This is a genomic window from Brevundimonas sp. (genome assembly GCF_035627055.1).
Taxonomy (GTDB): Bacteria; Pseudomonadota; Alphaproteobacteria; order Caulobacterales; family Caulobacteraceae; genus Brevundimonas.
The window spans coordinates 114,891-141,301 of sequence record NZ_DASPMM010000025.1 but is presented as its reverse complement, the minus strand read 5'-3'; the positions used below and the strand labels follow the sequence as shown (position 1 = coordinate 141,301).

25 protein-coding genes and 1 riboswitch are annotated in these 26,411 nt (G+C 69.5%); of the genes, 18 read left to right on the top strand and 7 right to left on the bottom strand.

Annotated features, from left to right (window positions below; all coding sequences use genetic code 11):
* The 15 genes from VEA98_RS14545 to VEA98_RS14475 all read left to right on the top strand — a co-directional run.
* Nucleotides 1-1,014 (top strand): FimV/HubP family polar landmark protein (locus tag VEA98_RS14545; protein WP_324815922.1); only part of this gene is annotated, 1,014 nt, incomplete at its 5' end.
* A 49-nt stretch (nt 1,015-1,063) separates the two neighbouring features.
* Nucleotides 1,064-1,849, top strand: a complete 786-nt coding sequence (gene truA / locus VEA98_RS14540; RefSeq protein WP_324815919.1) for a tRNA pseudouridine(38-40) synthase TruA — start codon at nt 1,064-1,066, stop codon at nt 1,847-1,849.
* Nucleotides 1,846-2,475 carry a phosphoribosylanthranilate isomerase gene (locus VEA98_RS14535; RefSeq protein ID WP_324815916.1) on the top strand — a complete coding sequence of 210 codons (630 nt, stop codon included), beginning with the start codon at nt 1,846-1,848 and terminating at the stop codon, nt 2,473-2,475. Before truA ends, VEA98_RS14535 begins: the two co-directional genes overlap by 4 nt.
* The gene (gene trpB / locus VEA98_RS14530; RefSeq protein WP_324815913.1) at nt 2,462-3,661 is read left to right on the top strand and encodes a tryptophan synthase subunit beta; all 1,200 of its coding nucleotides are present in this window, start codon (nt 2,462-2,464) and stop codon (nt 3,659-3,661) included. Before VEA98_RS14535 ends, trpB begins: the two co-directional genes overlap by 14 nt.
* A 1-nt stretch (nt 3,662) precedes the next feature.
* Entirely contained in the window at nt 3,663-4,472 is an 810-nt protein-coding gene (gene trpA / locus VEA98_RS14525; protein ID WP_324815911.1) for a tryptophan synthase subunit alpha, read from the top strand.
* Nucleotides 4,469-5,341 (top strand): acetyl-CoA carboxylase, carboxyltransferase subunit beta, encoded by an 873-nt coding sequence (gene accD, locus VEA98_RS14520; protein ID WP_324815907.1) that lies wholly within the window; start codon nt 4,469-4,471, stop codon nt 5,339-5,341. The genes trpA and accD overlap by 4 nt, the downstream gene beginning before the upstream one ends.
* Nucleotides 5,342-5,350: 9 nt before the next feature.
* The gene (locus VEA98_RS14515) at nt 5,351-6,892 is read left to right on the top strand and encodes an ATP-dependent DNA ligase (protein ID WP_324815904.1); all 1,542 of its coding nucleotides are present in this window, start codon (nt 5,351-5,353) and stop codon (nt 6,890-6,892) included.
* Nucleotides 6,889-8,151: a bifunctional tetrahydrofolate synthase/dihydrofolate synthase gene (gene folC, locus VEA98_RS14510; RefSeq protein ID WP_324815901.1), complete on the top strand. Its 1,263-nt coding sequence runs from the start codon at nt 6,889-6,891 to the stop codon at nt 8,149-8,151. The genes VEA98_RS14515 and folC overlap by 4 nt, the downstream gene beginning before the upstream one ends.
* On the top strand, nt 8,118-8,654 hold the full coding sequence (locus VEA98_RS14505) for an SPOR domain-containing protein (protein WP_324815899.1): 537 nt from the start codon (nt 8,118-8,120) through the stop codon (nt 8,652-8,654). Before folC ends, VEA98_RS14505 begins: the two co-directional genes overlap by 34 nt.
* On the top strand, nt 8,651-9,142 hold the full coding sequence (locus VEA98_RS14500; protein WP_324815896.1) for a CvpA family protein: 492 nt from the start codon (nt 8,651-8,653) through the stop codon (nt 9,140-9,142). Before VEA98_RS14505 ends, VEA98_RS14500 begins: the two co-directional genes overlap by 4 nt.
* Nucleotides 9,143-9,171: 29 nt before the next feature.
* Nucleotides 9,172-10,689: an amidophosphoribosyltransferase gene (gene purF, locus VEA98_RS14495; RefSeq protein ID WP_349255653.1), complete on the top strand. Its 1,518-nt coding sequence runs from the start codon at nt 9,172-9,174 to the stop codon at nt 10,687-10,689.
* Nucleotides 10,690-10,702: 13 nt separating this feature from the next.
* Nucleotides 10,703-10,782, top strand: a riboswitch (SAM riboswitch).
* 38 nt (nt 10,783-10,820) lie between these two features.
* Entirely contained in the window at nt 10,821-11,993 is a 1,173-nt protein-coding gene (locus tag VEA98_RS14490; protein ID WP_324815892.1) for an O-succinylhomoserine sulfhydrylase, read from the top strand.
* A 43-nt stretch (nt 11,994-12,036) separates the two neighbouring features.
* On the top strand, nt 12,037-15,540 hold the full coding sequence (locus VEA98_RS14485) for a response regulator (protein ID WP_324815889.1): 3,504 nt from the start codon (nt 12,037-12,039) through the stop codon (nt 15,538-15,540).
* Nucleotides 15,540-17,579: a response regulator gene (locus VEA98_RS14480; protein WP_324815887.1), complete on the top strand. Its 2,040-nt coding sequence runs from the start codon at nt 15,540-15,542 to the stop codon at nt 17,577-17,579. Before VEA98_RS14485 ends, VEA98_RS14480 begins: the two co-directional genes overlap by 1 nt.
* 57 nt (nt 17,580-17,636) lie before the next feature.
* Nucleotides 17,637-18,785: an acyltransferase gene (locus VEA98_RS14475; RefSeq protein ID WP_324815884.1), complete on the top strand. Its 1,149-nt coding sequence runs from the start codon at nt 17,637-17,639 to the stop codon at nt 18,783-18,785.
* A 13-nt stretch (nt 18,786-18,798) separates the two neighbouring features.
* Here VEA98_RS14475 and VEA98_RS14470 read toward each other — a convergent pair whose 3' ends face one another.
* The 6 genes from VEA98_RS14470 to flgB form a co-directional block, all read right to left on the bottom strand.
* A complete protein-coding gene (locus VEA98_RS14470; protein ID WP_324815881.1) occupies nt 18,799-19,182 on the bottom strand; it encodes a VOC family protein in 384 nt (127 codons plus the stop codon).
* Between the two features lie 55 nt (nt 19,183-19,237).
* A complete protein-coding gene (locus tag VEA98_RS14465) occupies nt 19,238-19,402 on the bottom strand; it encodes a hypothetical protein (RefSeq protein ID WP_324815878.1) in 165 nt (54 codons plus the stop codon).
* Between the two features lie 24 nt (nt 19,403-19,426).
* A complete protein-coding gene (locus tag VEA98_RS14460; protein WP_324815875.1) occupies nt 19,427-20,560 on the bottom strand; it encodes an amidohydrolase family protein in 1,134 nt (377 codons plus the stop codon).
* A 104-nt stretch (nt 20,561-20,664) separates the two neighbouring features.
* Nucleotides 20,665-20,964: a flagellar hook-basal body complex protein FliE gene (gene fliE, locus VEA98_RS14455; protein ID WP_324815872.1), complete on the bottom strand. Its 300-nt coding sequence runs from the start codon at nt 20,962-20,964 to the stop codon at nt 20,665-20,667.
* Between the two features lie 10 nt (nt 20,965-20,974).
* Complete coding sequence (gene flgC, locus VEA98_RS14450; protein ID WP_324815941.1) at nt 20,975-21,361, bottom strand: flagellar basal body rod protein FlgC; 387 nt, start codon at nt 21,359-21,361, stop codon at nt 20,975-20,977.
* Nucleotides 21,362-21,425: 64 nt separating this feature from the next.
* Nucleotides 21,426-21,830 carry a flagellar basal body rod protein FlgB gene (flgB, locus tag VEA98_RS14445; RefSeq protein WP_324815870.1) on the bottom strand — a complete coding sequence of 135 codons (405 nt, stop codon included), beginning with the start codon at nt 21,828-21,830 and terminating at the stop codon, nt 21,426-21,428.
* A gap of 156 nt (nt 21,831-21,986) precedes the next feature.
* Here flgB and VEA98_RS14440 point away from each other — a divergent pair, with 156 nt between their 5' ends.
* The 3 genes from VEA98_RS14440 to VEA98_RS14430 all read left to right on the top strand — a co-directional run bounded on the left by VEA98_RS14440 (nt 21,987) and on the right by VEA98_RS14430 (nt 23,495).
* Entirely contained in the window at nt 21,987-22,274 is a 288-nt protein-coding gene (locus VEA98_RS14440) for a flagellar biosynthetic protein FliO (protein WP_324815868.1), read from the top strand.
* Between the two features lie 2 nt (nt 22,275-22,276).
* Nucleotides 22,277-23,095, top strand: a complete 819-nt coding sequence (fliP, locus tag VEA98_RS14435) for a flagellar type III secretion system pore protein FliP (RefSeq protein WP_324815939.1) — start codon at nt 22,277-22,279, stop codon at nt 23,093-23,095.
* Between the two features lie 121 nt (nt 23,096-23,216).
* Nucleotides 23,217-23,495 (top strand): HU family DNA-binding protein, encoded by a 279-nt coding sequence (locus tag VEA98_RS14430; protein ID WP_324815866.1) that lies wholly within the window; start codon nt 23,217-23,219, stop codon nt 23,493-23,495.
* Between the two features lie 12 nt (nt 23,496-23,507).
* Here VEA98_RS14430 and VEA98_RS14425 read toward each other — a convergent pair whose 3' ends face one another.
* Nucleotides 23,508-26,375 (bottom strand): hypothetical protein, encoded by a 2,868-nt coding sequence (locus VEA98_RS14425; RefSeq protein ID WP_324815864.1) that lies wholly within the window; start codon nt 26,373-26,375, stop codon nt 23,508-23,510.
* Nucleotides 26,376-26,411 lie beyond the last annotated feature (36 nt).

The window sequence follows — 26,411 nt, the reverse complement described above, 5'->3', positions numbered from 1 at the left end:
GCTGCCGCTGGCGGGGCCGCTTCGGTATTCGGCGTGCCCGCCGCGGCGTCGTCCCAGGCTTCCGTGAGCCAGGCGCCCGCCGGCATGGAAGCGGAGGAAGTTGATCCGATCGCCGAGGCGGACGTCTACATGGCGTACGGCCGCGACGCCCAGGCCGAGGAAATCCTCAGGGAAGCGATTTCCAAGGATCCGAGCCGGATCCCTGTGCAGGCGAAGCTTCTGGAGATCTACGCGAACCGCAAGGACGCGAAGTCGTTCGAGCAGACCGCGCTGAAGCTCAAGGGGCTTACGAACGGCGCCGGGCCCGAATGGGAAAAAGCAGCCGCACTGGGTCGCGGCATCGATCCGCAGAACGGGCTCTATGCGGGCGCAGGCGCCGCCGCGGCGCCGGTCGCCGCCGCGGGTGCTGCCGCGCCGGTGCTCGATTTCGACCTCGGTGGAGCCACCACGCAGGCACCCCAGCCGGACATCGCGCTCGACGCCGCCCCGAAGGAGGAATCCTCGGGCTCCGTGGACTTCGACCTCGGCGCTGCCGCCGCCGCGCCCGCCGAGGAGCCGAAGAGCGACTTCACGCCCGAAGGCACCCTCATCATGGGCAAGGAAGAGACTTCGGCGGACTCGTCGTCCGGCGGCCTCGATTTCGATCTGGGCCTGGGCGGCGATACGAAGCCGGTGTCCGCATCGCCTTCCGCGCCGGCGCCCGCTGCGGCCGAGCCGAGCGGCGGCCTCGATTTCGACTTGAATCTCGACATGGGCGGGGAGGCGAAGCCGGCGGAGTCCGCCGAAGCCCCTTCCATGGACCTTTCCTCGATCAGCCTCGATCTGGGTTCCGACGCTTCCGCGTCCGGCGGCGATCCGAAATGGCAGGAAGTCGCAACCAAGCTCGATCTCGCCAAGGCATACGAGGAAATGGGCGACAAGGATGGCGCTCGCGAGCTCCTGAACGAGGTGATGAAGGACGGAGACGCGGCGCAGAAGGGCCAGGCGCAGCAGTTGCTCGCCAAGCTCGGTTAGGCGCCCCGCACCCACGGAAAGCCGCGGGTCACCGCGGCTTTTTCTTTTCATGAGACTAGCGCTCGGCATCGAATACGACGGCAGCCGCTTCCTGGGCTGGCAGACCCAGCCCGACGGCGGCGCGGTACAGGATGCGCTCGAGTCCGCGCTGTCGGGCATCGCGGGGGAGGCGCTGGCCGTCACCTGCGCCGGGCGTACCGATCGGGGCGTGCACGCGCTCGAGCAGGTCGTGCACCTCGATACGGTCGCCGCGCGCCCGCTCTCGGCATGGGTCCGCGGCGTCAACGCGACGCTTCCGGAGTCCGTCGCCGTGCTGTGGGCGCATCACGTGCCCGAGGACTTCCACGCCCGGTACAGTGCGGTGTCCCGGACATACCGGTACGTGCTGCTCAACCGCGCCGTGCGTCCGGCGCTCGCGGCTCGGCATGTCGGCTGGTTCCATGCGCCGCTCGACGTCGATGCGATGCGCGAGGCGGCGCTGCACCTGGTCGGCGAGCGCGATTTTTCGGCCTTCCGCTCGTCGGAATGCCAGGCACGGTCTCCCGTTCGCATGCTGCACGAGCTCACCATCGAGCAACGCGACGAGCGGATCGACTTCGTCGTCCGGGCGAATGCGTTCCTGCATCACATGGTCCGCAACATCGTCGGCACGCTCGTCTACGTGGGCAAAGGCAAGCACCCCCCTGGCTGGGTGCGCGAGGTCCTGGAGTCGCGCGACCGCGGGCGCGCCGCGCCGACGTTTGCTTCCGAAGGGCTCTATCTCGAGAAGGTGCATTACGACCCGCGCTGGAACTTGCCGGCGCGGGCGGCTCGAGCGCTCGAGATTGCGGCATGAGAACCCGCATCAAGGTCTGCGGGATCACGCGCCCGGCCGACGCACGCGCCGCCGCGGAGGCGGGCGCCGACGCGATCGGGCTGGTCTTTTATCCGCCGAGCCCGCGATTCATCGGTATCGAACGCGCGGCGGAAATCCGCGATGCGCTGCCGCCATTCGTTCAAACCGTCGCGCTCTTCGTCAATCCCGACGCCTCACAGGTGGCCCAGGTCATCGGCCGCGTGAAGCCGTCGCTTCTGCAATTCCATGGCGAAGAGTCGCCCGCGTTCTGCCGGGAGTTCGGCGTTCCGTACGTCAAAGCGTGCCGGGTGAGGGCGGGAGCATCAAAGAGTGAACTGCTAGAATATCTGCGCCCTTTCTCGCACGCCTCGGCGTGGCTTCTCGACAGCCACGTAGCGGAGTACGGCGGTGTCGGCGAGCGCTTCGACTGGTCGCTTGCCCCGGCCGAGCGCGAGCGGCCTCTGGTCCTCTCGGGAGGTTTGTCGCCGCTGAACGTGCGCGAAGCGATCCGCCGCGTCCGGCCCTGGGGCGTGGACGTCTCGAGCGGCGTCGAGTCGGAGAAAGGCATCAAGGACGCAGCGAAGATGGCCGCCTTCATAGCGGAGGTCAGGAATGAAGATGTATGACTTGCCGGACGAGCGCGGCCACTTCGGCCCGTATGGCGGGATATTCGTCGCGGAGACGCTGACCCATGCGCTGGAGGAACTGCGCGCGGCTTACGAAAGCGCCCGGAAGGATCCGGCGTTCGAGGCCGAGTTCCGCCACGAGCTGAAGCACTACGTGGGCCGGCCGAGCCCCGTCTACCACGCGCGCCGCCTCTCCGAGGCCTGCGGCGGCGCGCAGATCTACATCAAGCGCGAAGACCTCAACCACACCGGCGCCCACAAGGTGAACAACACCATCGGGCAGGCGCTCCTCGCGCGGCGGATGAAGAAGCCGCGCATCATCGCCGAGACCGGCGCCGGCATGCACGGCGTTGCGAGCGCGACGGTTGCCGCGCGCTACGGCATGGAATGCGTCGTTTACATGGGCTCCGAGGACGTCAAGCGCCAGGCGCAGAACGTCTACCGCATGAAGCTGCTCGGCGCGAAGGTGGTGCCGGTGGATTCGGGATCCAAGACCCTCAAGGACGCATTGAACGAGGCGATGCGCGACTGGGTGACGCACGTAGACAATACTTTCTACATCATCGGCACCGTAGCGGGACCCCATCCCTACCCGATGATGGTGCGTGATTTCCAGTCGGTGATCGGCGAGGAATGCCTCGAGCAGATGCCGCAGCAAGCCGGCCGGCAGCCCGACGCCGTGATTGCCTGCGTGGGCGGCGGCTCCAACGCGATGGGAATTTTCCATCCCTACATTCCATACGAGAAGACGCGCCTCATCGGCGTCGAGGCGGCGGGCGAAGGCCTCGCTTCCGGCCGGCACGCCGCCTCCCTGTGCGCTGGGAAGCCGGGCGTGCTGCACGGCAACCGCACGTACCTGCTTCAGGACGCGAACGGACAGATCATCGAGACCCATTCGGTTTCGGCGGGGCTCGACTACCCGGGCGTCGGGCCCGAGCACGCGTGGCTGAAGGACAACGGTCGAGCAGAATACGTCGCGGTCACGGACGAGGAGGCGCTGCAGGCTTTCGAGGCGCTGTGCCGGCAGGAAGGCATCATTCCGGCCCTCGAGTCGTCCCATGCGGTCGCCCATGCGATGAAGATCGCCCCGACGCTCCCCAAGTCGGCGGTGCTCCTCGTCAACCTCTCCGGACGCGGCGACAAGGACATGCACACCGTCGCCCAGCGAATGGGCATCGAGCTCTAGGATGTCCCGCATCCAGGCCCGCTTCGAGGCCCTTCGCGGCGCGAAGCGCAAGGCGCTGATTCCCTACATCACGGCGGGCGATCCGCATCCGGCGCTCACTGTGCCGCTTATGAAGGCGCTGGTGGAGGCGGGGGCGGACATCATCGAGCTGGGCGTGCCGTTCTCGGATCCGATGGCGGACGGCCCGGTTGTCCAGCGTGCCGGCGAGCGCGCGCTCAGGCATGGCGTCGGGCTGGGCGATGTGCTGGGCATGGCGCGCGAATTCCGCAAGACCGATGCCGACACGCCGGTTGTCCTCATGGGCTACGCAAATCCCCTCGAGGCGATGGGCATGCAGAAATTCGTTCCTGCGGCCAAGGCTGCGGGCGTGGACGGCGTGATCGTGGTGGACTATCCGCCCGAGGAATGCGAAGCTTTCGCGGCGCTCGCGCGGAGCAATGGCATCGACCCGATCTTCCTTCTCGCCCCGACGTCGACCGACAAGCGCATTGGAGACGTGGCGCGTTGCGGGAGCGGGTACCTTTACTACGTCTCGCTGCGCGGCATTACGGGCGCCGGCCACATCGACCTTTCCGATGTCGCGGCCCGCATTCCACGCATCCGCGCCGTGACGCAGCTGCCCATCGGCGTCGGATTCGGGATCCGGGACGCCGAGTCGGCCTGCCGCATCGCGCAGAGCGCCGACGCCGTGGTAATCGGCAGCCGCATCATCGAGGTCATCGAGTCGGCGGGTCCGGAAAAGGCGGCGGCGCGCGTGAAGGAGTTCCTGCTGCCGATTCGCAAGGCGCTCGACGCCGCAGTCCGGCCATGAGCTGGCTCCAGAAACTGCTGCCGCCGAAGATCCAGCGCACGGGCGGCGCCGGCCGCAAGTCGGTTCCCGAGGGCTTGTGGACCAAGTGCGCGTCATGCGACGCGGTGCTCTACAGCACGGACCTCGAGAAGAACCTGAACGTATGCCCGAAGTGCGGCCACCACGAGCGCCTGGGCGCCCGCCCGCGGCTCGACGGGCTGCTCGACCCGGAGGGCCGCTTCGAGATCGGCGCGGAAATCCTTCCCGTCGACACGCTGAAGTTCAGGGACTCCCGCCGCTACACGGAGCGCCTCGCGGAGGCGCAGGAGCAGACGGCGGAGTCGGACGCCCTGGTGGTCATGCAGGGCTCGATCAAGTCCGTCGGCGTCGTCTGCGCCGCCTTCGAGTTCGATTTCATGGGCGGATCCATGGGATCGGTGGTCGGCGAGCGGTTCGTGCGCGGCGTGCGGGTTGCGATCGAGCAGAAGCTGCCGTTCGTATGCGTCACCTCCTCAGGCGGGGCGCGCATGCAGGAAGGCCTGCTTTCGCTGGTGCAGATGGCGAAGACCACCGCGGCGCTCACCGACCTGGCCGAGCGCAAGCTGCCCTACATATCGGTGCTGGCGGATCCGACGATGGGCGGCGTATCGGCCAGCTTCGCGATGATCGGTGACATCGTCATCGCGGAACCGCGGGCGCTCATCGGCTTCGCCGGTCCGCGCGTCATCGAGCAGACCGTCCGCCAGAAGCTGCCCGAAGGCTTCCAGCGCGCCGAGTTCCTGCTCGAGAAAGGGGCCATCGACATGATCGTCGACCGGCGGCAGCTGCGCGACAAGCTGCATACGCTGCTCGCCATGCTCCAGGGACTGCACGCCGAGGCCGTGGTCTGAATTGAGGGCGTGACGTTTCTTGCCGAAGTGGTCCGCGCCTCGGAGCGCGTCGCAGCGGTTCCCGGCCGCCTTGCAAAGATTGCGCTCCTCGCCGACCTCCTGAAGCGCCTCGATGCAGCCGAGCTCGCAATCGCCATCGCGTACCTGAGCGGGGAAATGCCGCAAGGCCGGCTTGCATTGCCTTACTCGCTCCTGGCCTCCGCCAGGGGGAGCGGCGCGACGCAGCCATCGCTGACGATCCTGGACCTCGATTCCGCGCTTGCGGCGCTCAAGGCAATGAGCGGGAAGGGCGTTTCGCTACGACGCGAAGCCGCCCTCAAGGCACTGTTCGCCCGGGCAACCACCGCGGAACAGGAATTCCTGGTGCGCCTCATCGTCGGCGAGCTTCGCCAGGGCGCCCTCGAGGGCGTCATGCTGGAGGCCGTCGCGGCTGCGGCCGGCCTGCCGGTCCCGGCGCTGCGCCGCGCTGCAACGTTCGCGGGAGGGGTTGCGACCGTGGCGAGGGCCGTGGCCGAAGCCGGGCCGGTGGCCCTGGATCGCTTCACCGTGACGCTGATGCGGCCGGTCCTGCCCATGCTGGCCCAGCCGGCAGCGGACGCCGAGGCGGCGCTCGCGACGCTCGGTACGGCGCTGGTGGAGTGGAAACTCGACGGCGCCCGCGTGCAGGTCCACAAGGCGGACAAAGAGGTGAAGGTATTCACGCGCAGCCTCAAGGAGGTCACGGCGGCGGTTCCCGAGGTGGTCGAGGCGGTCCGCGCGGCGCCGTCGCGCACGCTCATCCTCGACGGCGAGGCGATTGCGCTCCGCCCGGACGGCTCGCCGCACAGCTTCCAGACCACCATGCGCCGTTTCGGGCGCCGGCTCGACGACGCGCCCACGCGCGAAGCGCTGCCGTTATCGGTGTTCTTCTTCGATTGCATGCTCGCCGATGGCGAGCCGCTCGTAGACGCGCCCCTCGACAAGCGCCGCACCGTGCTGGAACGCTGCGTCCCATCGGGGCACCTCACGCCCGCACGCCGGATCGAAGCGGCCGATGAGGCGGTCGCCTTCTATGACGAGTCGCTCGCGCATGGGCACGAAGGCATCATGGCGAAGGCGCCGGATTCCATCTACGAAGCGGGTCGGCGCGGTGGAAGCTGGCTGAAGGTCAAGCGCTCGCACACGCTGGACCTGGTCGTGCTCGCTGCGGAATGGGGCAACGGGCGGCGGCAGGGCCGGCTTTCCAATCTCCACCTTGGCGCGAGAGACGAGGCCAGCGGCCGCTTTGTCATGCTCGGCAAGACGTTCAAGGGCCTGACCGACGCGCTCCTCGAGTGGCAGACGGCGGAGTTCCTGGCGCGGGAGACCCGGCGCGAAGGCGTCGTCGTGCACATCCGCCCGGAGCTCGTGGTGGAAATTGCATTCAACGATGTCCAGAAGAGCCCGCAATATGCGGGTGGCATGGCGCTGCGCTTCGCGCGCGTGAAGCGCTACCGGCCGGACAAGACGGCGAACGAAGCGGATACGCTGCAAACCGTGCGGCGCATTTTCGAGACCCAGGGGCCGCGTTGAACACGCTCGAAGAATGGCTCGCCTACGTCGAGCGGCAGCACCCGCAGGCCATTGCGCTCGGCCTCGAGCGCGTCCAGGAAGTATTTTCGCGGCTCGACGCCGCGCCGGCTTTCCCCGTCATCACGGTCGCGGGCACCAACGGCAAGGGATCGACAACCGCGATGCTCGAATCGGTGCTCGCGTGCGCCGGCTACCGCACGGGCCTCTACGGATCGCCCCACCTTCTTCGCTACAACGAGCGCCTCCGCATCGGCCGGCGCGAAGCCGACGACGGCGCGCTCGTCGAAGCATTCCGGGCGGTCGAGGCGGTGCGCGGCAACGTGCCGTTGACTTACTTCGAGTACGGGACGCTCGGCGCGCTATGGCTGCTTGCGCGCGAGCGCGTGGATGTCGCCGTGCTCGAAGTCGGCCTGGGCGGTCGGCTCGACGCGGTCAATGTGGTCGATGCCGATTGCGCCGTGGTGACGAGCATCGGCATCGACCACGTCGATTACCTCGGTCCCACGCGGGAGCACATCGGGAAAGAAAAGGCCGGCATCTTCCGAGCCGGCCGGCCGGCGGTCATCGCCGAGCCCCACCCGCCCGCCACGCTGCTCGCGGCGCCCGGGCGGCAGCTGCGGATCGGCCGCGACTTCGGTTATGCCGCGCAGCCGTCGCAATGGGCCTATTGGGGACCCGGTGGCAGGCGCGCCGCATTGGCGTACCCCGCCCTGCGAGGCGCCATCCAGCTTCGGAACGCATCGGCGGCGCTCTGCGCGCTCGACGCGTTGCACGATCGACTGCCGGTCGCGATGCAGGACGTACGGCGCGGGCTCGCCGAGGTGGAGCTGCCTGGACGCTTCCAGGTGGTGCCGGGCCGCCCGCAGATCATCCTCGACGTCGCCCACAACGTCGAGGCGGCCGGCGAACTCGCGCGCAACCTGGACGCGTCCGGCTTCGCCAGCGAAACGATTGCCGTGTGCGGCATGCTCCGCGACAAGGATGTGCGCGGCGTGCTTTCCGTTCTCGACCGTCGCGTTACCCGCTGGATGTTCTGCTCTCTGCGCGGGCCGCGCGCCGCCTCCGCGGACCATCTCGTCGCGGCGCACCGGGCAATCGGTTCACTAAATCCGGCACAGGCCTTCGATTCGCCTGCCCAGGCGCTTGCCCACGCCCGTGAGATCGCGGGCGAGAATGATAAAATCGTCGTGTTCGGATCCTTCCTCACCGTCGCAGAAGCGATGCAATGGCTGAACAACAACAAGACGTCGATTCGCTGAAGCGGCGTGGCCGGCGCAGGCTCGTGGGAGCCGTTGCGCTCGTCCTGCTCGCGGTCATCGTGCTGCCGATGGTTTTCGATCCGGAGCCGCGCACGAACGTGCCGCCCGTCAGCGTGCGCATACCCGGTGAAGACGAGAGCACGTTCTCGCCCAAGGGAACCAAGCCCGCCGTGAAGGCACTTGAACCGCGGGCCGTCGAGCCCAAGGCCGCTCCGCCGAAAGTCGTTGAAGAGAAGCCGGCGCTCGTGCAGAAGGCCGAACCCGCCAAGCCGGCGCTCGCCAAAGGGGAATTCGTCGTGCCGGTCGGCGCCTTCGCGAATCCGGACGGCGTAATCGCACGCCTCGCGGCGGCGAACGTGCCGTACTACACCGAAGCCGCGCCGGGCAACCTGACACGCGTTCGCGCAGGGCCCTTCGCCACGCGGGATGCCGCCGAAAAGGCGGCCTCGCGCCTGAAGGGGCTCGGGCTCCAGCCCGGGGCGGTCGCTACCCGCACGGGATGACCTGGCTCGACTACGCCGTGCTCGGCGTGTTGGGCATCTCGATTGCGTGGGGTCTGTGGCGCGGCATCGTGCGGGAGGTCGTTTCGCTCGCCGGCTTCGTCATCGCCTTCCTCGCAGCCAACCTGTTTGCGGGGCCGCTGTCCGAACACGTGCCGTCCTCGGTCGTACGGCCGGAGCTGCGCGTGCTGCTTGCATTCGTAGCCATTTTCTTCCTGTCCCTCATCCTGAGCTCGCTCGCCGCACTCTTGCTGTCGAAATTGGTCAAGGCGGTAGGCCTTGGCGCGCTCGACCGCGGCCTCGGGGCACTCTTCGGCGTAGCGCGGGCAGCGCTCATTCTCCTCGCCTTCGCCCTGCTTGCTGGGCTCACTTCGCTGCCTCGCGAGGCAGCATGGCGGGAATCGATCAGCGGCCGCTATCTGGGGCAAGGCGCGCTCGCCCTGAAGCCATGGCTTCCGCCCGCGCTGGCGGAACGCTTGCGCTATGATTGACCCTTAACGACTTCGGAACTGCGCTCGCCATGTGCGGGATCATCGGAATCGTCGCCCGTTCGCCGGTCAACCAGCTGCTCTACGACGGGCTTCTTCTCCTCCAGCACCGCGGCCAGGACGCCGCCGGCATCGTCACGAGCGAGGGCAGCTCGTTCCACATGCACAAGGGCAGCGGCCAAGTGCGCGACGTCTTTCGCACGCGCAACATGCGCTCGCTGCCTGGCAACATGGGCATCGCCCATTGCCGCTATCCCACCGCCGGGTCCGCGTACAAGGTCGCCGAGGCACAGCCGTTCTACGTCAACTCGCCCTTCGGCATCGTGCTCAGCCACAACGGCAACCTCACGAACGCCGACGCGCTCAAGGAAGAGATGTTCCGCACCGACCTGCGGCACATCAACACGGGCTCGGATTCCGAGGTGCTCGTCAACGTGCTTGCCCACGAGCTGGAGCAGGCCTCGGTCAGGCTGCGGCTGGACCCGCCGACCATCTTCCGCGCGGTGGCGAACGTGCACCGCCGAATCAAGGGGGCCTATGCCGTCGTGGCGATGATCGCGGGGTACGGCGTCGTCGCGTTCCGGGATCCGTTCGGGATCCGCCCTCTGGCCGTGGGCTACAACGAATCCCCGACCGGCACGGAGTACCTGGTGGCCTCCGAGTCCGTGGCGCTCGACGCGCTGGGCTTCCGGTTGCTGCGCGATGTCGCCCCCGGCGAAGCGGTCTTCATCGACGAAGACGGCCATTTCCACAGCCAGCAGTGCGCGGAGCGTGCGAGCCTGAATCCCTGCATCTTCGAATACGTCTACCTGGCGCGACCCGACTCGCTGATCGACGGCGCATCGGTTTATGAGTCCCGGCTCAACATGGGCGAGAAGCTCGCGGAGAAGATCCGACGGCAATACGGCCACCTGAAGATCGACGTCGTTATTCCGATTCCCGACTCGAGCCGGCCGTCGGCGCTCCAGCTTGCCCACGGGCTGGGCGTGCCCTACCGCGAGGGCTTCGTGAAGAACCGCTACATCGGCCGCACCTTCATCATGCCCGGCCAGGCGGTGCGCAAGCGCTCGGTGCGCCAGAAGCTGAACCCGATCGCGATGGAGTTCCAGGGCAAGAACGTCCTTCTCGTGGACGACTCGATCGTGCGGGGCACGACCAGCCACGAGATCGTGCAGATGGCCCGGGAGGCCGGCGCACGCAAGGTGTTCTTCGCTTCCGCCGCGCCGCCGGTGCGGTTCCCCAACGTGTACGGCATCGACATGCCGACGCGCGCGGAGCTCATCGCGGCGCATCGAAGCGAGGACGAAGTGGGGCGGGAGATCGGCGCCGATGCGTTGATCTACCAGGATCTCGAGGCGCTCAAGGAGGCAGTGCGCCGCACCAATCCGAAACTCACGAGCTTCGAGACCTCCTGCTTCGACGGCCACTACATCACCGGCGACATCACGAGCGACTATTTGAAGTCGATCGAGACGCTCCGGGATGCGGCGCGCGACTCGGGTGAAGACGAGGGCGCGCAGCTCGACCTGAACCTCGCCACCGCGCAATAGCGCGTTTGCTATACTGCTCCCTCGCGCCGATTTGAGCCCACAGCTTGCGGGCGCGTAATAAATGCCGCTAAAGCGTGCCGAGTAATCCCCGGTCCGCTTAGAGCTCAGCCATCAGGAGGCCGGGTATTTCCATGGACAAGAAGCTGAATCCTGCAACACTTGGGGTGCGCGCCGGGCAGGCGCGCACGCAGTTCCGCGAGCATTCCGAGGCGCTGTTCCTCACGTCGAGCTTCGTGTTCGAGAGTGCCGAGCAGGCTTCGGACGGATTCATCGGCGGCAGCGGGGACTACGTCTACTCCCGCTTCACGAATCCCACCGTCTCGATGTTCCAGGAACGCCTCGCGGCCCTGGAAGGCGCCGAGGCGTGCATCGGCACGTCCTCCGGCATGTCGGCGATCCTCTCTACCGCCATGGCGCTCCTCAAGTCGGGTGACCACATCGTCTGCTCGAACGCCGTGTTCGGGGCCACCGTCCAGCTATTCGGCACCGTGTTGGCGCGTTTCGGCGTGCAGACCGCATTCGTGCCGCCGGCGGACCTGAAGGCCTGGGAGCAAGCCATCCGGCCGCAGACCCGGCTGCTCTTCGTCGAGACGCCGTCCAATCCGCTGACCGAGATCTCCGACATCCAGGCGCTTTCCGGGCTGGCGCGTGCAGCGGGCGCCGTGCTCGTCGTGGACAACGCCTTCTGCACGCCGGTCCTCCAGCAGCCGATCGCGCTGGGGGCGGACCTCGTCATCCACTCGGCGACCAAGCATCTCGACGGGCAGGGGCGGGTGCTCGGCGGTGCGGTGCTCGGCCGCGAGGACCTGGTCACCGGCCAGATCTTCCCGTTCCTGAGGACCGCCGGGCCATCGCTCTCGCCGTTCAATGCGTGGGTCATCCTGAAGGGCCTCGAAACGTTGAAGCTGCGCGTCGAGGCGCAGGCTGCTGCCGCGCTCGAGCTCGCCCGCTGGCTCGAGGGGATTCCGGCGATCTCGCGCGTCTACTACCCGGGCCTGCCATCGCATCCTCAGCATGCGCTGGCGGCGCGGCAGCAACGCGCCGGCGGGGCAGTCGTCTCGTTCGAGCTGAAGGGCGGCAAGGAAGCCGCGTGGCGGTTGATCGATTCGACCCGGCTCGTGTCGATCACAGGCAACCTCGGGGACGTGAAGACCACGATCACCCATCCCGCCAGCACGACCCACGGGCGGATCTCGCCCGAGGCGCGCGCCGCCGCCGGCATCACCGACGGCCTGCTGCGCGTCTCGGTCGGACTCGAGGCGGTGAAGGACCTGCAGGAGGATTTGGCACGCGGGCTGGGATAGCGCGGCGCGAGTCCGTGTCTAACCCGCCGTGCATAATTCCGTCGTGCAAGGTGAAGCGCAGGCACGGGCAAGCCGGCTGCTGGTTGCGCAGATCGGCCTTGTCGCGGCGGGATACTTTGCCGCCGCCAAGCTCTCGCTCCTCCTGGCGGTTCCGCCGGGGTATGCGACGGCGCTTTGGCCTCCTTCCGGCATAGCACTCGCGGCCGTCCTGATCGGCGGGACGCGAATCTGGCCGGGCATCCTGATCGGCAGCGCCCTCGCCAACATTCACATCGAGGGCGCGCTCGTCGCCTCGCTCGCGATCGCGGTCGCCAGCGCGGCACAGGCCGTGGTTGCGGGCGTGCTGGTGCGGCGCCACGCCGGGGTGCCTTACCGGTTCGTCGACGTGCCGCAGGTCGTCAAGTTCGTCGCGGTGTGCTGCGCCGCCTGCACGATCGCCCCGACGCTCGGGCTCCTAGTCCTGCACCTCGTGCACGAGCTGCCATGGCGCGAGCTCTTCTGGAACTGGTGGATCTGGTGGCAGGGCGATGCGTCGGGGATGCTCGTCGTCGCGCCGCTGATCCTGAGCTGGGCCGTGCCGGACACCGTGGCGTGGAACCGCAGGCGCGCGGTCGAAGGCGCGGTATTCTGGATCCTCGTGCTGTTCGCATCCCACGTGGTCTTCGACGCCAGCGCGTCTGTGATGCGTCCGTACTCCACGACGTTCGTCCTGGTGCCGCTGGTCGTCTGGGCGGCTTTCCGCTTTCACCAGCGCGGCGTGACGACGGCCACCGCCGCAATCTGCGGGATGGCGCTCTGGTACACGCTCGTCGACCGGAGCGGCCCCTTCGCGGCGCAGCCGCTCCACGAGGCCCTGCTTCTGCTGCTCGCATTCGTCTGCACGCTCGTCGTCACCGGGCTGGTTCTCTGCGCGGTGATTTCGCAGCTCGAGGCCGCGATGGGGCAGCTGCGCGGGCGGCAGCACGAGCTCGAGGCTCGCGTGCTGGAACGCACGGCGGAGCTGCAGCGGGCGAACGCGCTGCTCAAGGAGGACGTCGGCGCCCGCGAGCGCACCGAGCAGCTCCTCATCGAAAGCGAGAAGCGATTCCGGCTGATGGTAGACAGCGTGGTCGACTACGCGATCTTCCGGCTCGACACGGAAGGACGCGTCGTCAGCTGGAATGCGGGCGCCCAGCGCATCACCGGGTACGATGCGGCGGACATCATCGGCGAAAACTTCTCACGCTTCTATCCCGCGGAAGATGCGGCCCGCGGCAGGTCCGAACGCGAGCTGCGCATCGCGGCCGCGGAAGGACGCTACGAGGAGGAGGGTTGGCGGCTCCGCAAGGACGGGTCTTCATACTGGGCGAGCGTCGTGCTGACGGCGCTGCGCGACGAGGGCGGGCGGCTGATCGGGTATACCAAGGTTGTACGCGACCTGACCGAGCGCAACCGCGCCGAGGCGGAGCTGATCCGTGCCAAGGTGGCGGCCGAGAAGGCGAGCGAGGCGAAGTCGCAGTTCCTGGCCAACATGTCGCACGAACTGCGCACGCCGCTGAACAGCCTGCTCATCCTGGCCCGGCTGCTGGCCGACAACGGCGGCCGCAACCTTACGCCAAAGCAGGTGCAGTTCGCGCAGACCATCTACGCCTCGGGGATGGACCTGCTCGCCCTTATCAACGACCTGCTGGACCTGGCGCGGATCGAGTCCGGAGCGGTGTCTGCCCTGCACCTCGCGCCGACCGACCTCGCCGAGCTTGCCGCGGACCTGGACCGCAGCTTCCGGCAGGTCGCGCACGACAAGGGCCTGCGCTTCGCCGTGTCCGTCGATCCTGCGCTTCCGCCCAGCGTCGATACGGACGCGGTGCGCCTGAAGCAGGTGCTGAAGAACCTGCTGGCGAACGGGGTCAAGTTCACGCGCGAGGGCGCGGTCAGCCTGGCCATCCGGCCGGCCCGCAGCGGCTGGAGCGCCGGCCAGGGGCGGCTCGACGCGGCCGCCTGGGTCATCGCCTTCGACGTCGAGGACACCGGGATCGGCATTCCGCACGACAAGCAGAAGATCATCTTCGAGGCCTTCCAGCAGGCCGACGGCACGACCAGCCGGAAATACGGCGGCACCGGCCTGGGGCTGTCGATCAGCCGCGAGATCACCCGCACCCTCGGCGGCGAGCTGAAGGTCGAGAGCGAGCCGGACAAGGGATCGACCTTCACCCTGTATCTGCCCCTGAACTTCAGCCCCACCGCGGCGGCGGCGGGACCGGCGGGACGCGATCCGGCCAAGGCGGTGACGGTGCGCAACCTGCCCGTCGAGGAAGAGGCGGAAACGCTTGAGACGGTCAGCGACGACCGCGACAGCCTGTCGCCCGGCGAGCCGGTGATCCTGATCGTCGAGGACGATCCGCGCTTCGCCTCCATCCTGCTGGCGCTCGTCCACGACTGCGGCTTCAGGGGCGTGATCACCCAGCAGGGCGCGGCGGTGGCGTCGCTGGCGCGGCGCTATGCGCCGGAAGCCATCATGCTGGACGTCGGCCTGCCCGACATGGACGGGCTGGCGCTGCTGGACCTGCTGAAGCGGACGCCGGAGACGCGCCATATCCCGGTGCACGTCATCTCGGCCGACGACCAGGCGTCGCTGGGCCTGGCCATCGGGGCGTTCGGCTTCACCTCCAAGCCGGTCGAGCGCGAGGAGGTGATGGCCAGCCTGGACGGGGTGCGCAGCTTCGTCGCCGCGCCCGACAAGCGGCTGATCTTCGTCGGGCCGGCGGGACCGGCGGCGGCGAGCCTGAAGACCGCGTTCAAATCCGTCACCCGAGTCGATGGCCTGAAGGCCTTGGCCAAGGCGAAGGTCAAGCCGGCCGACAGCCTGATCGTGGACACCTCCGGCACGCCGGTTCCGGCGCTGGTCGACTATATGAAGACGGCGGACCGGACCCTGCTGGTCTATGCGGCGGAGCGGCTCGACGCCGCCGACGAGCGCCGGCTTCGGCTGGCGGTGTTCGCCGGGCAGGCGCGGATGGCGCGGACGCCGGAGCAGCTGCTGGAGCAGGCCACCCTGCTGCTGCACGAGCCCACCGAGCGGCTGTCCGAGGAGGCGCGCACCACCCTGGCGCAGACGCGCAAGGAGGACGCCATCCTGACCGGCAGGACGGCGCTGGTGATCGACGACGACATCCGCAACATCTTCTCGATGGCCAGCGCCCTGGAGGAGTTCGGCGTCGACCTGCACTACGCCGAGAGCGGTCGGGCGGGGCTGGACCTGCTGCGCCAGCATCCCGAGATCGACATCGTGCTGGTCGACATCATGATGCCGGACATGGACGGCTACGAGACGATCCGGGAGATCCGCTCGATCGCCCAGTTCGCCGACCTGCCGATCATCGCGGTCACCGCCAAGGCGATGAAGGGCGACCGGTCGAAATGCATCCAGGCGGGGGCGTCCGACTACGTCTCCAAGCCGGTCGACATCGACTATCTGATCTCGGTGATGCGGGTGTCGATCCAGCGGACGGACGCGCAGCGCCTGTCGGATGAACCGGTCGCGGCGCGGCGCGAGCCGGCGGACGCCTGATGGCCCTCGCCCGAAGGAAATCGCCCGCCGCCGATCCGCTGAAGGCGCGGGTGCTGATCGTCGACGACGACGAGCGCAACGCCTTCGCCGCGTCGGAGGCGCTGGAGGTGCTGGGCCATGAGCTGATCGTGGCGCGCTCCGGCGAGGAGGCGCTGCGGCTGCTGCTGGCGCAGGAGTTCGCCGTCATCCTGCTGGACCTGCACATGCCGGGCATGGACGGCTACGAGACGGCGCGGCTGATCCGCGAGCATCCGCGCACGCGCGACACGCCGATCGTTTTCGTCACCGCCGTGTTCCGCGACGAGGCGCACATCTTCCAGGCCTATTCGGTCGGGGCGGTGGACGTGGTGTTCAAGCCGGTCGACCCCTTCATCCTGCGCTCCAAGGTGGCCATCCTCGCCGACCTGCATCTGAAGACCAACGAGGTCCGGCGGCAGGGCGAGGAGCGCTCGGCCCTGCTGGAAGAGAACGCCCGCATCAGCGAGGAGAAGCTGGCGGCCGAGATGGCCCTGAGGACGGCGCGCGAGCGGCAGGACGCGATCCTGAAATCCCTGCCGGTGGTGTTCACCGCCCGCACCAGCGTCCACCCGTTCGGGGCGCGCTTCGTCAGCGACAGCATCACGCCGCTGACCGGGTTCGAGCCGTCGCGCTTCGTCGAGGAGCCGGAGATCGGGCTGGGCCGCATCCATCCCGACGACGTCGAGGGCGTGGCCAACTGCCTGATGAAGGCGGCCGAGACGGGCGCCTACGCCTGCGAATACCGCTGGATGTGCGCCGACGGGGAATACCGCACCTTCCTCGACCAGGGCGTCTGGACCATCGATGAGGATGGCGAGAGCCAGATCCTCGGCACCCTGCTGGATGTCACCGAGCGGCGGCATCTGGAGGAGCAGCTGACCCAGGCGCGCAAAATGGAGGCGGTCGGCCAGCTGACCGGCGGCGTGGCGCACGACTTCAACAACCTGCTGACGGTGGTGCTGGGCAACGCCGACATCCTGCTGCGCCGCATCGAGGACCAGCCGAACGTGGTCAAGCATCTGGCGGCCATCCGCGCGGCGGCCGACAAGGGGCAGACCCTGACGCGGCAACTGCTGGCCTTCTCGCGCCGGCAGCAGCTGAACCCGAGCGTGGTCGACCTGAATACGCTGATCCGCAACTTCCTGCCGCTGATGAAACAGGCCGTCGGCGAGGGGGTGGCGATCGAACTGGAGCTGGGGGCGGAGCCGTTGCACGCCTTTGTCGACCCGACCCATCTGGAGACGGCGCTGCTCAACCTCGCGGTCAATGCGCGCGACGCGATGGACAGCGACGGGGTGCTGATGATCAGCGCCCGGCGCGCGGACGGGGACGACGGGGCCGACTGCGCCGCGATCCGGGTGTCGGACACCGGCTCGGGCATGAGCGCCGAGGTGGCCGACCGGGTGTTCGAGCCGTTCTACACCACCAAGGACATCGGCCGCGGCTCGGGCCTGGGCCTGTCGCAGGTCTATGGCTTCGTCGCCCAGTCGGGCGGCAGGGTCGAGGTGTCGAGCACGCCGGGCGAAGGCGCGGTGTTCACCCTGACCCTGCCGCTGACCACCGACCTGCCGGCCGAGGCCGTCGCGCCGGGCGCGGCGGTGGAGGCGGCGACGGGTTCGGAGCGGGTGCTGATCGTCGAGGACGACCCGGCGGTGCTGAGCGTCTGCCTCGATATGCTCAACGGCCTCGGCTACCAGTGCGAGGTGGCGGCCGACGCGGCCGGGGCGCTGCACCGGCTGGGCGGTGACCAAGCCTACGACCTGCTGTTCTCCGACGTGGTCATGCCGGGCGGGCTGAACGGCATCGAGCTGGCGCGCCGGGCCCAGGCCATGCGACCGGACCTGAAGGTGCTGCTGACCTCCGGCTATCTCGGCGACGCGGTGCAGGGGCTGTCGCACGAGTTCGCGCTGATCGAGAAGCCCTACGAGCGGGCGGCGCTGGCGACGCAGATTCGCCGGGTTCTGGCCGAGGCGCCGACGGCGGCCCCGCCACGCGCGGCCCGGGAGGCGTCGTCGCACTGAGCGAGGGGCCGGCGCGGCCCGGTCCTTGCGGAATTCGCCTCAGAGGAGGCTTTTCCGATGGCCTGGACGCCGATTTCGACCCGGAATGAGACACTTCCCATCGTCAGGGGGGGCTGGCTCGACGCGCTGCGTTTCATCGTGGCCGGGCTGATCATCCTGCATCACTTCCAGGGCGCGGGACCGGTGGCGCTGGCCGAGGGCCTGCATCCGGTGTTCGAGCGCGGCGGTTTCCTGCTGACCAATTTCTTCCTGATCGACAGCGGCTATGTGCTGATGCGGGTCTATGGCGGCTCGGTGGCCGGGGGCCGGATGTCGGGCGGGGATTTCTTCCTCAAGCGCTACCTGAGGGTCCTGCCGGCGCACCTGATCATGGGCTTCGGCCTGGTCATGCTGATTGTCGTTGGCGGCGCGCTGGGTTTCACCCCCCGCTCGCCCGAGTGGTTCCGCTGGGACCAGCTGTGGGCGCAGCTGTCGCTGACCCAGGCCTATGGGGTTCCCGGCGGCTACGGCTGGAACGCGCCGAGCTGGTCGATCTCGGCCCTGATCGGCTGCTATCTGGTCTTCCCGTGGCTGCTGAAGGGCATCATGCGGCTGGGCCCGTGGAGCGTGCTGGCGCTGGGCGTCGGCGGCTATCTGCTGGCCAACCAGCTGACCTGGAGCCTGCTCGGTCATCCGGTCTACCAGATGCCCATGGGCTACGGCTTCATCCGCGCCCTGCCGCTGTTCGCCCTGGGCATGGCGCTGGCGTGGTTCGCGCAGAAGGTCTGGATCAGCCCGAAACTGGCCGGCTGGGCCGGGATCGGGGCGGCGCTGCTGCTGGCCTTCGTGCAGTATTTCGACAAGCACGCGCTGGTGTCGCTGGCCTGTATCTCGACCATCATCCTGGCGGCGGGCGCGACGCCGACGCCCCGGCCCTCGAAATGGGTCGAGAAGGCCGCGCAGGTTTCGTTCTCGATGTTCATCACCAACGAGGTGGTGCGCATCGCCTGGTTCGGGGTGGCCAATGTCGCCATCGCCAGGTTCGGCGCGCCGCCGCCGGTGCAGTGGGCGCTGTGGGGCCTGGGAGTCGCGGCGGCCTTCGGCTTCGCCTTCGCCTTCCACTTCATGATCGACAATCCGATCCAGACACGGATCAGGGCGTGGATGAAGGGCAGGTCCCGGCGGCCGGCGATGGTCACGCAGCCGGTGGTGTCGCTCGAGGGCTGACCCTTCGGGGGGCCTACATGCCCTCGACCAGATGCAGGATGTTGCCGTCCGGGTCCTTGAACCAGACCAGCTTCATCGGTCCGGCCTCGTGGACGTCGCCGTTCAGCGTCAGGCCCATGTCCGGGTAGTGCTCGAAGCGGACGCCCTTCGCCTTGAGGGCGTTCACCGTCTCGACCAGGTCGCCCTGCATGTCCCAGCTGACCGCATTGGCCTTGTTGGTGCCCGCGTGGTCGGACTTGTAGACCGTGAGGCGGGTGTCGCCCGTGCGGAAGCCGAGCACGTCACCTTGCTCGCCGGCGGGCTCGCGGGTGAGGCCGAGGGTGTCCTCGTAGAAGGCGCGGGCGCGGTCGATGTCGCTGACGGCGACGATGGCGGACGAGTTGCGGTCCTTCAGCATGGCGGGCGCTCCAGGTGGACCAACCCGAAGCGCCCTTTCGCCGCCGATGTTCCGCTCAGACGCCGCAGGCCGAAGCCTCGCCGGCCTCGATGCGCCCGGCCTTCATGACCAGCCGGGGCGTGCGCAGCGGGGCGAGGGCCCGGGTCGGATCGCCTTCGACGGCGACCAGATCGGCCCAGGCCCGGGGGCGCAGCACGCCCAGTCCGTCGTCCCCGAGCATGCGGCCTGCCTCCCAGGTCGCGGTCTACAGAGCCTCGGCCGGGGTGAGGCCGGACTCGACATAGGCGTCCAGCGCGCCGCGGGCGGCGGCGCCGCGCCCGGCGGGGTTCGGGCCGTAGGCGTCCGAGCCCATGGCGATGCGGACGCCCAGCCGGCGGGCGCGCATCAGGCGATCCCGGTTGGTCCCGAGATGCTGTTCGATCTCCTCACGCGGCGGCCGCCGCGGCCAGGCGGAGGTGATCTCGAGGGCGCGCTCCAGCGAGACGTCGGTCGGCACCAGAAAGACGCCGCGCGCGGCCATCAGGCGAAGGGTGTCGTCGGAGACCTGATAGGCGTGCTCGATCGAGGTGACGCCGGCCTCGACGGCCTCGCGGACCGAGTCGTCGGAGGTGGCGTGGGCGGCGACGGGGATGTGGTGGCGCCGGGCCTCGGCGACGATGGCGGCCATCTCCTCGACCGAAAGTCGGGTGCGCTGGGGCGTCGCCTCGGCGTAGATCTTGATCACCTCGGCGCCGCGGGCGATGGCGTCGCGCACGGCGGCGCGGGCGTCGTCGACGCCGTTGACCACCCGGTATTCTCCGGCGACGAGATGGTGCGGATCGGTCGGCTGGGGCTCCAGCTGTCCGCCGGCGGGCGACAGGCCCGGACCCGAGCCGTAGATGCGCGGCCCGGGCACCGAGCCGGCGCGGATGCCCTGCTCCAGCATCAGGTCGAGGAACAGGCCCGAGTTGCCGAGGTCGCGCACGCTGGTGAAGCCGGCCTCAAGATATTCGCGGGCGCGGCCGGCGGCGGCGAGGGAGCGGACGACATCGCCCTGCACGCCCTGATCGCGGGCCGCCACGGCGGAAAGCCCCTCGGCGAAGCCCTGTTCGAGCAGCAGATGGGTGTGGCCGTCGATCAGGCCGGGGATGACCGAGCAGCCGCGCAGGTCGATGACGGCGGCGCCCTCCGGCGTGGGCAGGTCCGGACCGACCTCGACGACCCGGCTGCCGCGGATCAGCACGTCGCGGGGACCGACCATCCGCCCGACCTCGGAGTCGAACAGGTCGCCGGCGCGGACCAGGACGGTCGGCTGGGGCGCGGGCTGGGCGTGGACGGCGGCGGGAAGGCAGGCGGCGATCAGGGCGGCGGCGCAGGCGGCGAGAGGCAGGCGGGTCATGAGAGGCTCCGTGGTTCTGTCCCCTCAGAGGCCGGCGGCGCAACCAACGGATGCGGCCCGGCGGATGAATTCGCCGTAAGGCGGCGCCGGGCGACGGACCGCCGTCAGATCGGCATCCGCATGATCTCCTGATAGGCCGAGATGACCTGGTCGCGGACCGCGATCACCGTCTCCAGCGAGGCCTCGGCCGAGGACACGGCGGTGACCACGTCGATCAGACTGCCCTGGCCCTGGACCATCGAGGTCATCTGGGTCTCGGCGGCGCGCGAGGTCTGGGTCATGTCGCCCATGACGTTGCTGAGCAGGTCGGCGAAGCCGGAACCGGCCGGCCCCGCCGCCGGCGCGGCGGGCATGGCTCCGCCCTGAACCGCCGCATAGGCCTTGGCCGCCATCAAGGGGTTCATCGGTCAGCCTCTACTTCTTCAGGATGTCGAGGGTGCGAGCGTCCATCGACCGCGCCGTCTCGATGACGTTCAGGTTGGCCTCGTAGGCCCGCTGGGCCTCGCGCATGTCCATCGCCTCGACGAGGGTGTCGACGTTGGGGCGGAGCACATAGCCCTCGGCGTTGGCGGCCGGGTGCGACGGGTCGTATTCGCTGCGGAAGTTCGACTGGTCCGGGCGGACCTCGGCGAGGGTGACGCCGGTGGCGCCGTCGATCTCGCGCGCCTGAAAGACCGGAATCTGGCGGCGGTAGGGTTCGCCGCCCGCGACCTGGGCCGTCGACTGGGCGTTGGCGATGTTCTCGGCGATGACGCGCATGCGCGACTGCTGGGCCTTCAGCGCGCTGGCGGCGACGGCCATGGCGCTGTTGCGGGGCGGGACGGGATCGGTCATCGGTTCCTCCTCACGGCGTCAGCGGCCCCTCTCAGCGCCCGGGGGCGCGGGCGGCCATGCGCAGCATCTGCATGGACTTCTGGTAGAGGCCGATGGCGGCGTCATAGGCCATGCGGCTCTCGGCCATCTTCAGCATCTGCTCCTCGACCACGACCGAGTTGCCGTCGAGCGTGGTTTCGGAATCCGGGGCGGCCCTGGCCTCGAAGCGGGCCGACGGTCCGGCGGGTGCGATATGCATGGCGCTGGTGCGCGCCATCCGGACGCCGCCCCCGCCGCGCAACGCGGCCGCGAAGTCGGCGGGCTGGTCGAGGTCGCGGCCGACATAGCCGGGGGTGTCGGCGTTGGCGACGTTCTCGGCGATGACGCGCTGGCGTTCGTCGAGCCAGCTGAGGCGGCCCTTGATCTGGCTGAGCAGCGGCAGGTCGGTGATGGCCAAGGGCGTCTCCTCCCCGTTGTGCGGACGCGATTCGCCCACGGTTCGATGGGCAGAAACTGCCGCCCGCATGGTTAATGGGAGGTTATCTCAACGCCTCGTTAACCATGATCGCGGAAGGCTGGCGCGCCGGACATGCTTCGCCGGCGGGGCTGTCGCATGAATTTCCTCGATCTGCTGCGGGCGGTGTTCGCCCTGGCCTTCACCCTCGGCATCATCGGCCTGGCCGCATGGGCCGCACGGCGCTACGCCCCGCAGTTGCTGGCCCGGCTCAGCGCCGAGCGCGGCGAGCGGCGCATGACGGTGGTCGAGACCCTGGTGCTGGACCCGGCCCGGCGGCTGGTGCTGGTCCGGATCGACGACGAGGAGCGGCTGCTGATCCTCGGCGAGGGCCGCGAGCTGATCGAGCCGCGCGGGCCGAAGGCGGATGCGGGAGCGGAGTCGTGACGCTGAAGGACGTCTTCGTCCTGCCGAGTCGCGCCGAGCTGAAGCGCGCCGCCCTGCTGTCGCTGCTGACCACCGCCCTGTGCCTGGTCTGGCCGCTGGCGGCGCTGGCGCAGGATGTGGCGGCCGCGGGCGGACCCGGCGCCGCGATCAATGTCGACCTCGGCACGGGCGCGGGCCTGACCGAACGGGTGGTGCAGCTGGTCGGCCTGATGACCGTGCTGTCGCTGGCGCCGTCGATCGTGATCATGACCACCAGCTTCGTGCGCATCGTCGTGGTGCTGTCGCTGCTGCGCACCGCCCTGGGCATGCAGCAGGCCCCGCCCAATGCGGTGCTGGTGTCGCTGGCCCTGTTCCTGAGCGCCATCGTCATGGCCCCGACCTGGCAGGACGCCTATGATTCGGGCATCCGACCCCTGCTGGACCAGCAGATGGAGCTGCCCCAGGCGTTCGATGCGGCCTCGGAACCTGTGAAGACTTTCATGCTCGCCCAGGTGGACCGCGACGACCTTTCGCTGTTCACGCGGCTGTCGCAGGTGGAGGCCGCGACGCCGGTCGCCGACCTGCCCCTGAGAGTGGTCACTCCGGCCTTCATGATCAGCGAGCTGAAGCGGGCCTTCGAAATCGGTTTTCTCCTTTTCGTTCCGTTTCTTGTGATCGATCTGGTGGTCGCCAGCGTGCTCATGTCGATGGGCATGATGATGCTGCCTCCGGTGGTGATTTCCCTACCCTTCAAGTTGATCTTTTTCGTGCTCGTGGACGGCTGGAGACTGGTCGCCGGAAGCCTCGTCGAGAGCTTCCAGAGGGCGTCCGGAAGCGGATAAATCCCCACCCCGTGGGGGTTTGAACGGCAAAGTCGCTTGCCAAGGGAAGAAAAACCGGCGTCAATCCGCGAGTCATCGCCCTTGAAACGGGGGGCGAGCTTCAATCGGGAAACGACCCAAAATGACCACTCAAGCCGAACTGATCGCCGCCGCCGCCAAGGATGCGGGCGTCTCTCAAGCCGACGCCGGCAAGGTTCTGACCGCCATCGTCGAGAACATCCACAAGTCCCTGAAGTCGGGCGGCGACGTGCGCATCTCGAACCTCGGCGTGTTCGACACCGCCGCCCGCGCGGCGCGTGAAGGCCGCAACCCGGCCACCGGCGCGACGATCAAGATCGCCGCCTCCAAGGCCGTGCGCTTCCGCGTGTCGAAGCCGCTCAAGGATGCGGTGAACAAGTAAGACCTTCACAGGTCAGGCGGCGGGCCTCGCAGGCGCCGCCGCTGCAGCTTGAGGACGGGCGGGGGCCGCGGGTCGGTTCCCGCCCGTTTTCCGTCTGAGCTCCGCCTTCATGGCCGCGACCCAGCCGGCGAAGGTGTCGGCCGAGGCGGTCAGGGCGGCGAAGTCGCCGATCGAAGCGCCGCCCTCCCCCGCGTCGAGCGCGATCGAGAGCGCCGGCCTGGCCCGGGCGGCGGCGATGAAGGGGCGGTAGTTGCGCGACAGGCGCGCCAGGGCGGCCGGGTCGCGGCCCAGTGAATAGCCGACGCCGGCGCGGATCAGCCGGGCCTCCTCGTCCGCGGTCAGGGCCGCCGGATCCTTGAAGCGGTCGCCAAGCCGGGCCTCGTAGAGGGCGGCCGCCTCGGACCATTTCTCCTGCTTCCACAGCACCTCGGCCCGGACATCGCGGCCCTCCGGCGTGGCGTCCGCGCCCAACACCTCGAGCGCGTGGTCGTAGCGGCCGAGGCCGGCGAGGGCGCGCGCCTCCAGCACACGGCGCTCGGCGTTCAGGGCCGAGGGCAGCAGGGTGGTGCGCGAGCCCCAGATGGCCTGCAGCGCCGCCTCGGGCTGGCGGTCCATCAGATAGACGGTGGCCAGATCGGTGGCGACCTGGGCCTTGGCGACGCCGTCCAGCCGGTTGTCGACCTGGTATTTCAGCAGTTCGGCGGCCTGGTCGAGCAGGTCGACGTCGACCAGCCGGCGGGCGAGGCGGCGGACCATCTCGTCGCCGTCGGCGCCGATCGGGGTCAGTTCACGAAAGTCGTAGAACAGGCCGAGCGCCTGCACCGGCTGCAGCCCGTCGGCTCCGCCCTCGAGGAACAGCATGCGGAAGGCGGCGCCGAGGTCGGCCTGGATGTCGGCTGCCTCGTCCAGGCGATTGAGGCCCGGCCCGGCGCCCTTCAGGGCGGTCAGGGCTTCGCGGTACAGGCCCTGCGACAGGTAGAGCTGGCCCAGCTGGCGGATCACGGCCAGTTCGGTGGCGTCGCCGCGCCAGCGCCAGCGCAGGCCCTCGAGGGCGGCGGCGGCGGCGTCCGGCTTCATGGCCCCCTTGGCCAGGGACAGGCGGACTACGGCGAGTTTGGCGGGAACGGCCACGGCGTCGAGGGGGGCGCGGCCGACGGCGGTGTAGACGGCGAGGGCCCGGTCCGACTGGCCGTCGAGCTCGAACAGTTTGGCCTGAACGAGGCGGGCGGTCAGCTGATCGGCGGCGGGGGCGTTCTGGCTGAAGCTGTAGGCCAGCAGGGAGCGGGCGGCGTCGAGATCGCCGGTCTCCAGCGCCGACAGGGCGTGGGCGGCGCCGAAGCGGGCGCGCCAGACGGGGGGGAAACCGTCGACCGCCTGCGCTCCGGCGGCGAAGGCCTGGCGGGCGGCGACGTGATCGCCCGCGGCGGAGGCCATGTAGCCGCGCCACACGGCGGAGGCGGGATCGCCGGCCACGGCGGCGGCGGCGAAATCCGCCTGGGCCTCCTCGAAGCGGCCGATCGAGGCGCGGGCGGCCCCGCGCAGGCCGCGCAGCTCCGGCTCACCGGCCATGTTCGGGGCCTTGGCGACGATGGCGTTGAGCACGCCGACGGCCTCGTAGCCGAGGCCCGAGCCGACGAGGAAGCGGGCGAAGGCGAAGCGGGCCTCGACTGGCGCGCGCGGGTCGTCGGCGGCGGCGCTGGCCTCGGCGGCGGCGGCGTCCTGGAGCTGGCGGTGGCGGGCCGAAAAGCCGGCGTGGCCGACATCCGCCCACTCGCTGAGGATCAGTCCCGGGTAGCGGGCGCGGACCGGGGCGCCGCCCCCGGCGGGCGCGGCGTCGAGGCCGGCCGAGGGGGCTGACAGGGTCAGGCCGCCGGGACGGCTGAGGGTCACCAGGTCGCCGTCGGCGAGAACGGCCAGGTCGGTGGCGGCGGTCTCGACCGCGAGGCCGTGGGCGGTCGGCAGCAGGGCCAGGTCGATGGTCCGGCGCCGGTCTGCGAAGCCCTTGCCGGGGGCCAGGGCGGTGACGGCGGCGAAGCGGTCGCCGACCAGCGGGTCGGTCAGCCAGACGGCCCTGGTGGCGCCGGCCATATGGGCGACGAGAACCGGCTTGCCGGTGTCGTCGCGGTCGACCCGGACGCCCTCGACGGCGACGGGCGGGCCGCCGATGGTGACCGTCCAGGTCGAGCCGTCGGCGGCGGCCGAGACGGGGGCGCCGGCCGGGGCGGCGACGCGGACCGCGACATGGTCGGGGCCGGCGGCCCAGTGGGCGTCGGAGGCGGGGCCGAGCTGGGTCGCGCCGGACATGTCGAGCCGCGCGGGGGTGTCGAACACGATCCACACCGCCTCGCCGCGGCGGAACACGGCGGCGCCGACGGGGGCGGGCCAGCGGAAGGTCAGGCTGACCTTGCCCGGGGAGGTCTGGGCGACGACCGGGACGGTCCGGGCCGCCGATGCGGTCCGGGCCGGCGGGGCCTCGGCGTAGAGGTTCAGATAGACCGCGCCGTCGGCGCTGCCCGAGCGGGCGTCGGCGCCGTCGGCGAGGGTCAGGACCAGTTCGGTGGCGCCGCGGACGGCGCGGGTCTCGACCTTCTCGACGCCCTTGGGCGGATCGACCTTGAGGCGCGAGACGTCCGGGGCGGCGGTGGAGCCGATGCGGACGATGACCTGATCGCCCTCGCGGCGCACGCGCGAGCGGGCGCCGATGACCCCGGCGAACTCGATGCGGGTGAACTCGGCGTTGGCCCCGATGCGGATGGTCACCGGGTCGAGCGCGGCGGCGGCTTCCTGGGCCAACGGGGCCAGGGGCGCGAACACGACGGCGCCGACCGCGGCGGCGGCGACGGTGGTTCGCAGAATGCGTCTGGAGGGCGCCACGGACATACGCGCGCACCCTCGCGCGAGCCGCCTTTCAACGCG

Excerpts from the sequence above, each read along its gene's own strand:
- VEA98_RS14475 (WP_324815884.1), top strand. The coding sequence starts at position 17,637 with ATGGCCTGGACGCCGATTTCGACCCGGAATGAGACACTTCCCATCGTC.
- fliE (WP_324815872.1), bottom strand. The coding sequence starts at position 20,964 with ATGAACCCCTTGATGGCGGCCAAGGCCTATGCGGCGGTTCAGGGCGGA.
- VEA98_RS14425 (WP_324815864.1), bottom strand. The coding sequence starts at position 26,375 with ATGTCCGTGGCGCCCTCCAGACGCATTCTGCGAACCACCGTCGCCGCC.
- VEA98_RS14480 (WP_324815887.1), top strand. The coding sequence starts at position 15,540 with ATGGCCCTCGCCCGAAGGAAATCGCCCGCCGCCGATCCGCTGAAGGCG.
- trpB (WP_324815913.1), top strand. The coding sequence starts at position 2,462 with ATGAAGATGTATGACTTGCCGGACGAGCGCGGCCACTTCGGCCCGTAT.
- VEA98_RS14440 (WP_324815868.1), top strand. The coding sequence starts at position 21,987 with ATGAATTTCCTCGATCTGCTGCGGGCGGTGTTCGCCCTGGCCTTCACC.
- VEA98_RS14460 (WP_324815875.1), bottom strand. The coding sequence starts at position 20,560 with ATGACCCGCCTGCCTCTCGCCGCCTGCGCCGCCGCCCTGATCGCCGCC.
- trpA (WP_324815911.1), top strand. The coding sequence starts at position 3,663 with ATGTCCCGCATCCAGGCCCGCTTCGAGGCCCTTCGCGGCGCGAAGCGC.
- VEA98_RS14500 (WP_324815896.1), top strand. The coding sequence starts at position 8,651 with ATGACCTGGCTCGACTACGCCGTGCTCGGCGTGTTGGGCATCTCGATT.
- accD (WP_324815907.1), top strand. The coding sequence starts at position 4,469 with ATGAGCTGGCTCCAGAAACTGCTGCCGCCGAAGATCCAGCGCACGGGC.
- VEA98_RS14505 (WP_324815899.1), top strand. The coding sequence starts at position 8,118 with ATGGCTGAACAACAACAAGACGTCGATTCGCTGAAGCGGCGTGGCCGG.
- VEA98_RS14465 (WP_324815878.1), bottom strand. The coding sequence starts at position 19,402 with ATGCTCGGGGACGACGGACTGGGCGTGCTGCGCCCCCGGGCCTGGGCC.
- VEA98_RS14430 (WP_324815866.1), top strand. The coding sequence starts at position 23,217 with ATGACCACTCAAGCCGAACTGATCGCCGCCGCCGCCAAGGATGCGGGC.
- VEA98_RS14470 (WP_324815881.1), bottom strand. The coding sequence starts at position 19,182 with ATGCTGAAGGACCGCAACTCGTCCGCCATCGTCGCCGTCAGCGACATC.
- truA (WP_324815919.1), top strand. The coding sequence starts at position 1,064 with ATGAGACTAGCGCTCGGCATCGAATACGACGGCAGCCGCTTCCTGGGC.
- flgC (WP_324815941.1), bottom strand. The coding sequence starts at position 21,361 with ATGGCCGTCGCCGCCAGCGCGCTGAAGGCCCAGCAGTCGCGCATGCGC.
- purF (WP_349255653.1), top strand. The coding sequence starts at position 9,172 with ATGTGCGGGATCATCGGAATCGTCGCCCGTTCGCCGGTCAACCAGCTG.
- VEA98_RS14490 (WP_324815892.1), top strand. The coding sequence starts at position 10,821 with ATGGACAAGAAGCTGAATCCTGCAACACTTGGGGTGCGCGCCGGGCAG.
- VEA98_RS14535 (WP_324815916.1), top strand. The coding sequence starts at position 1,846 with ATGAGAACCCGCATCAAGGTCTGCGGGATCACGCGCCCGGCCGACGCA.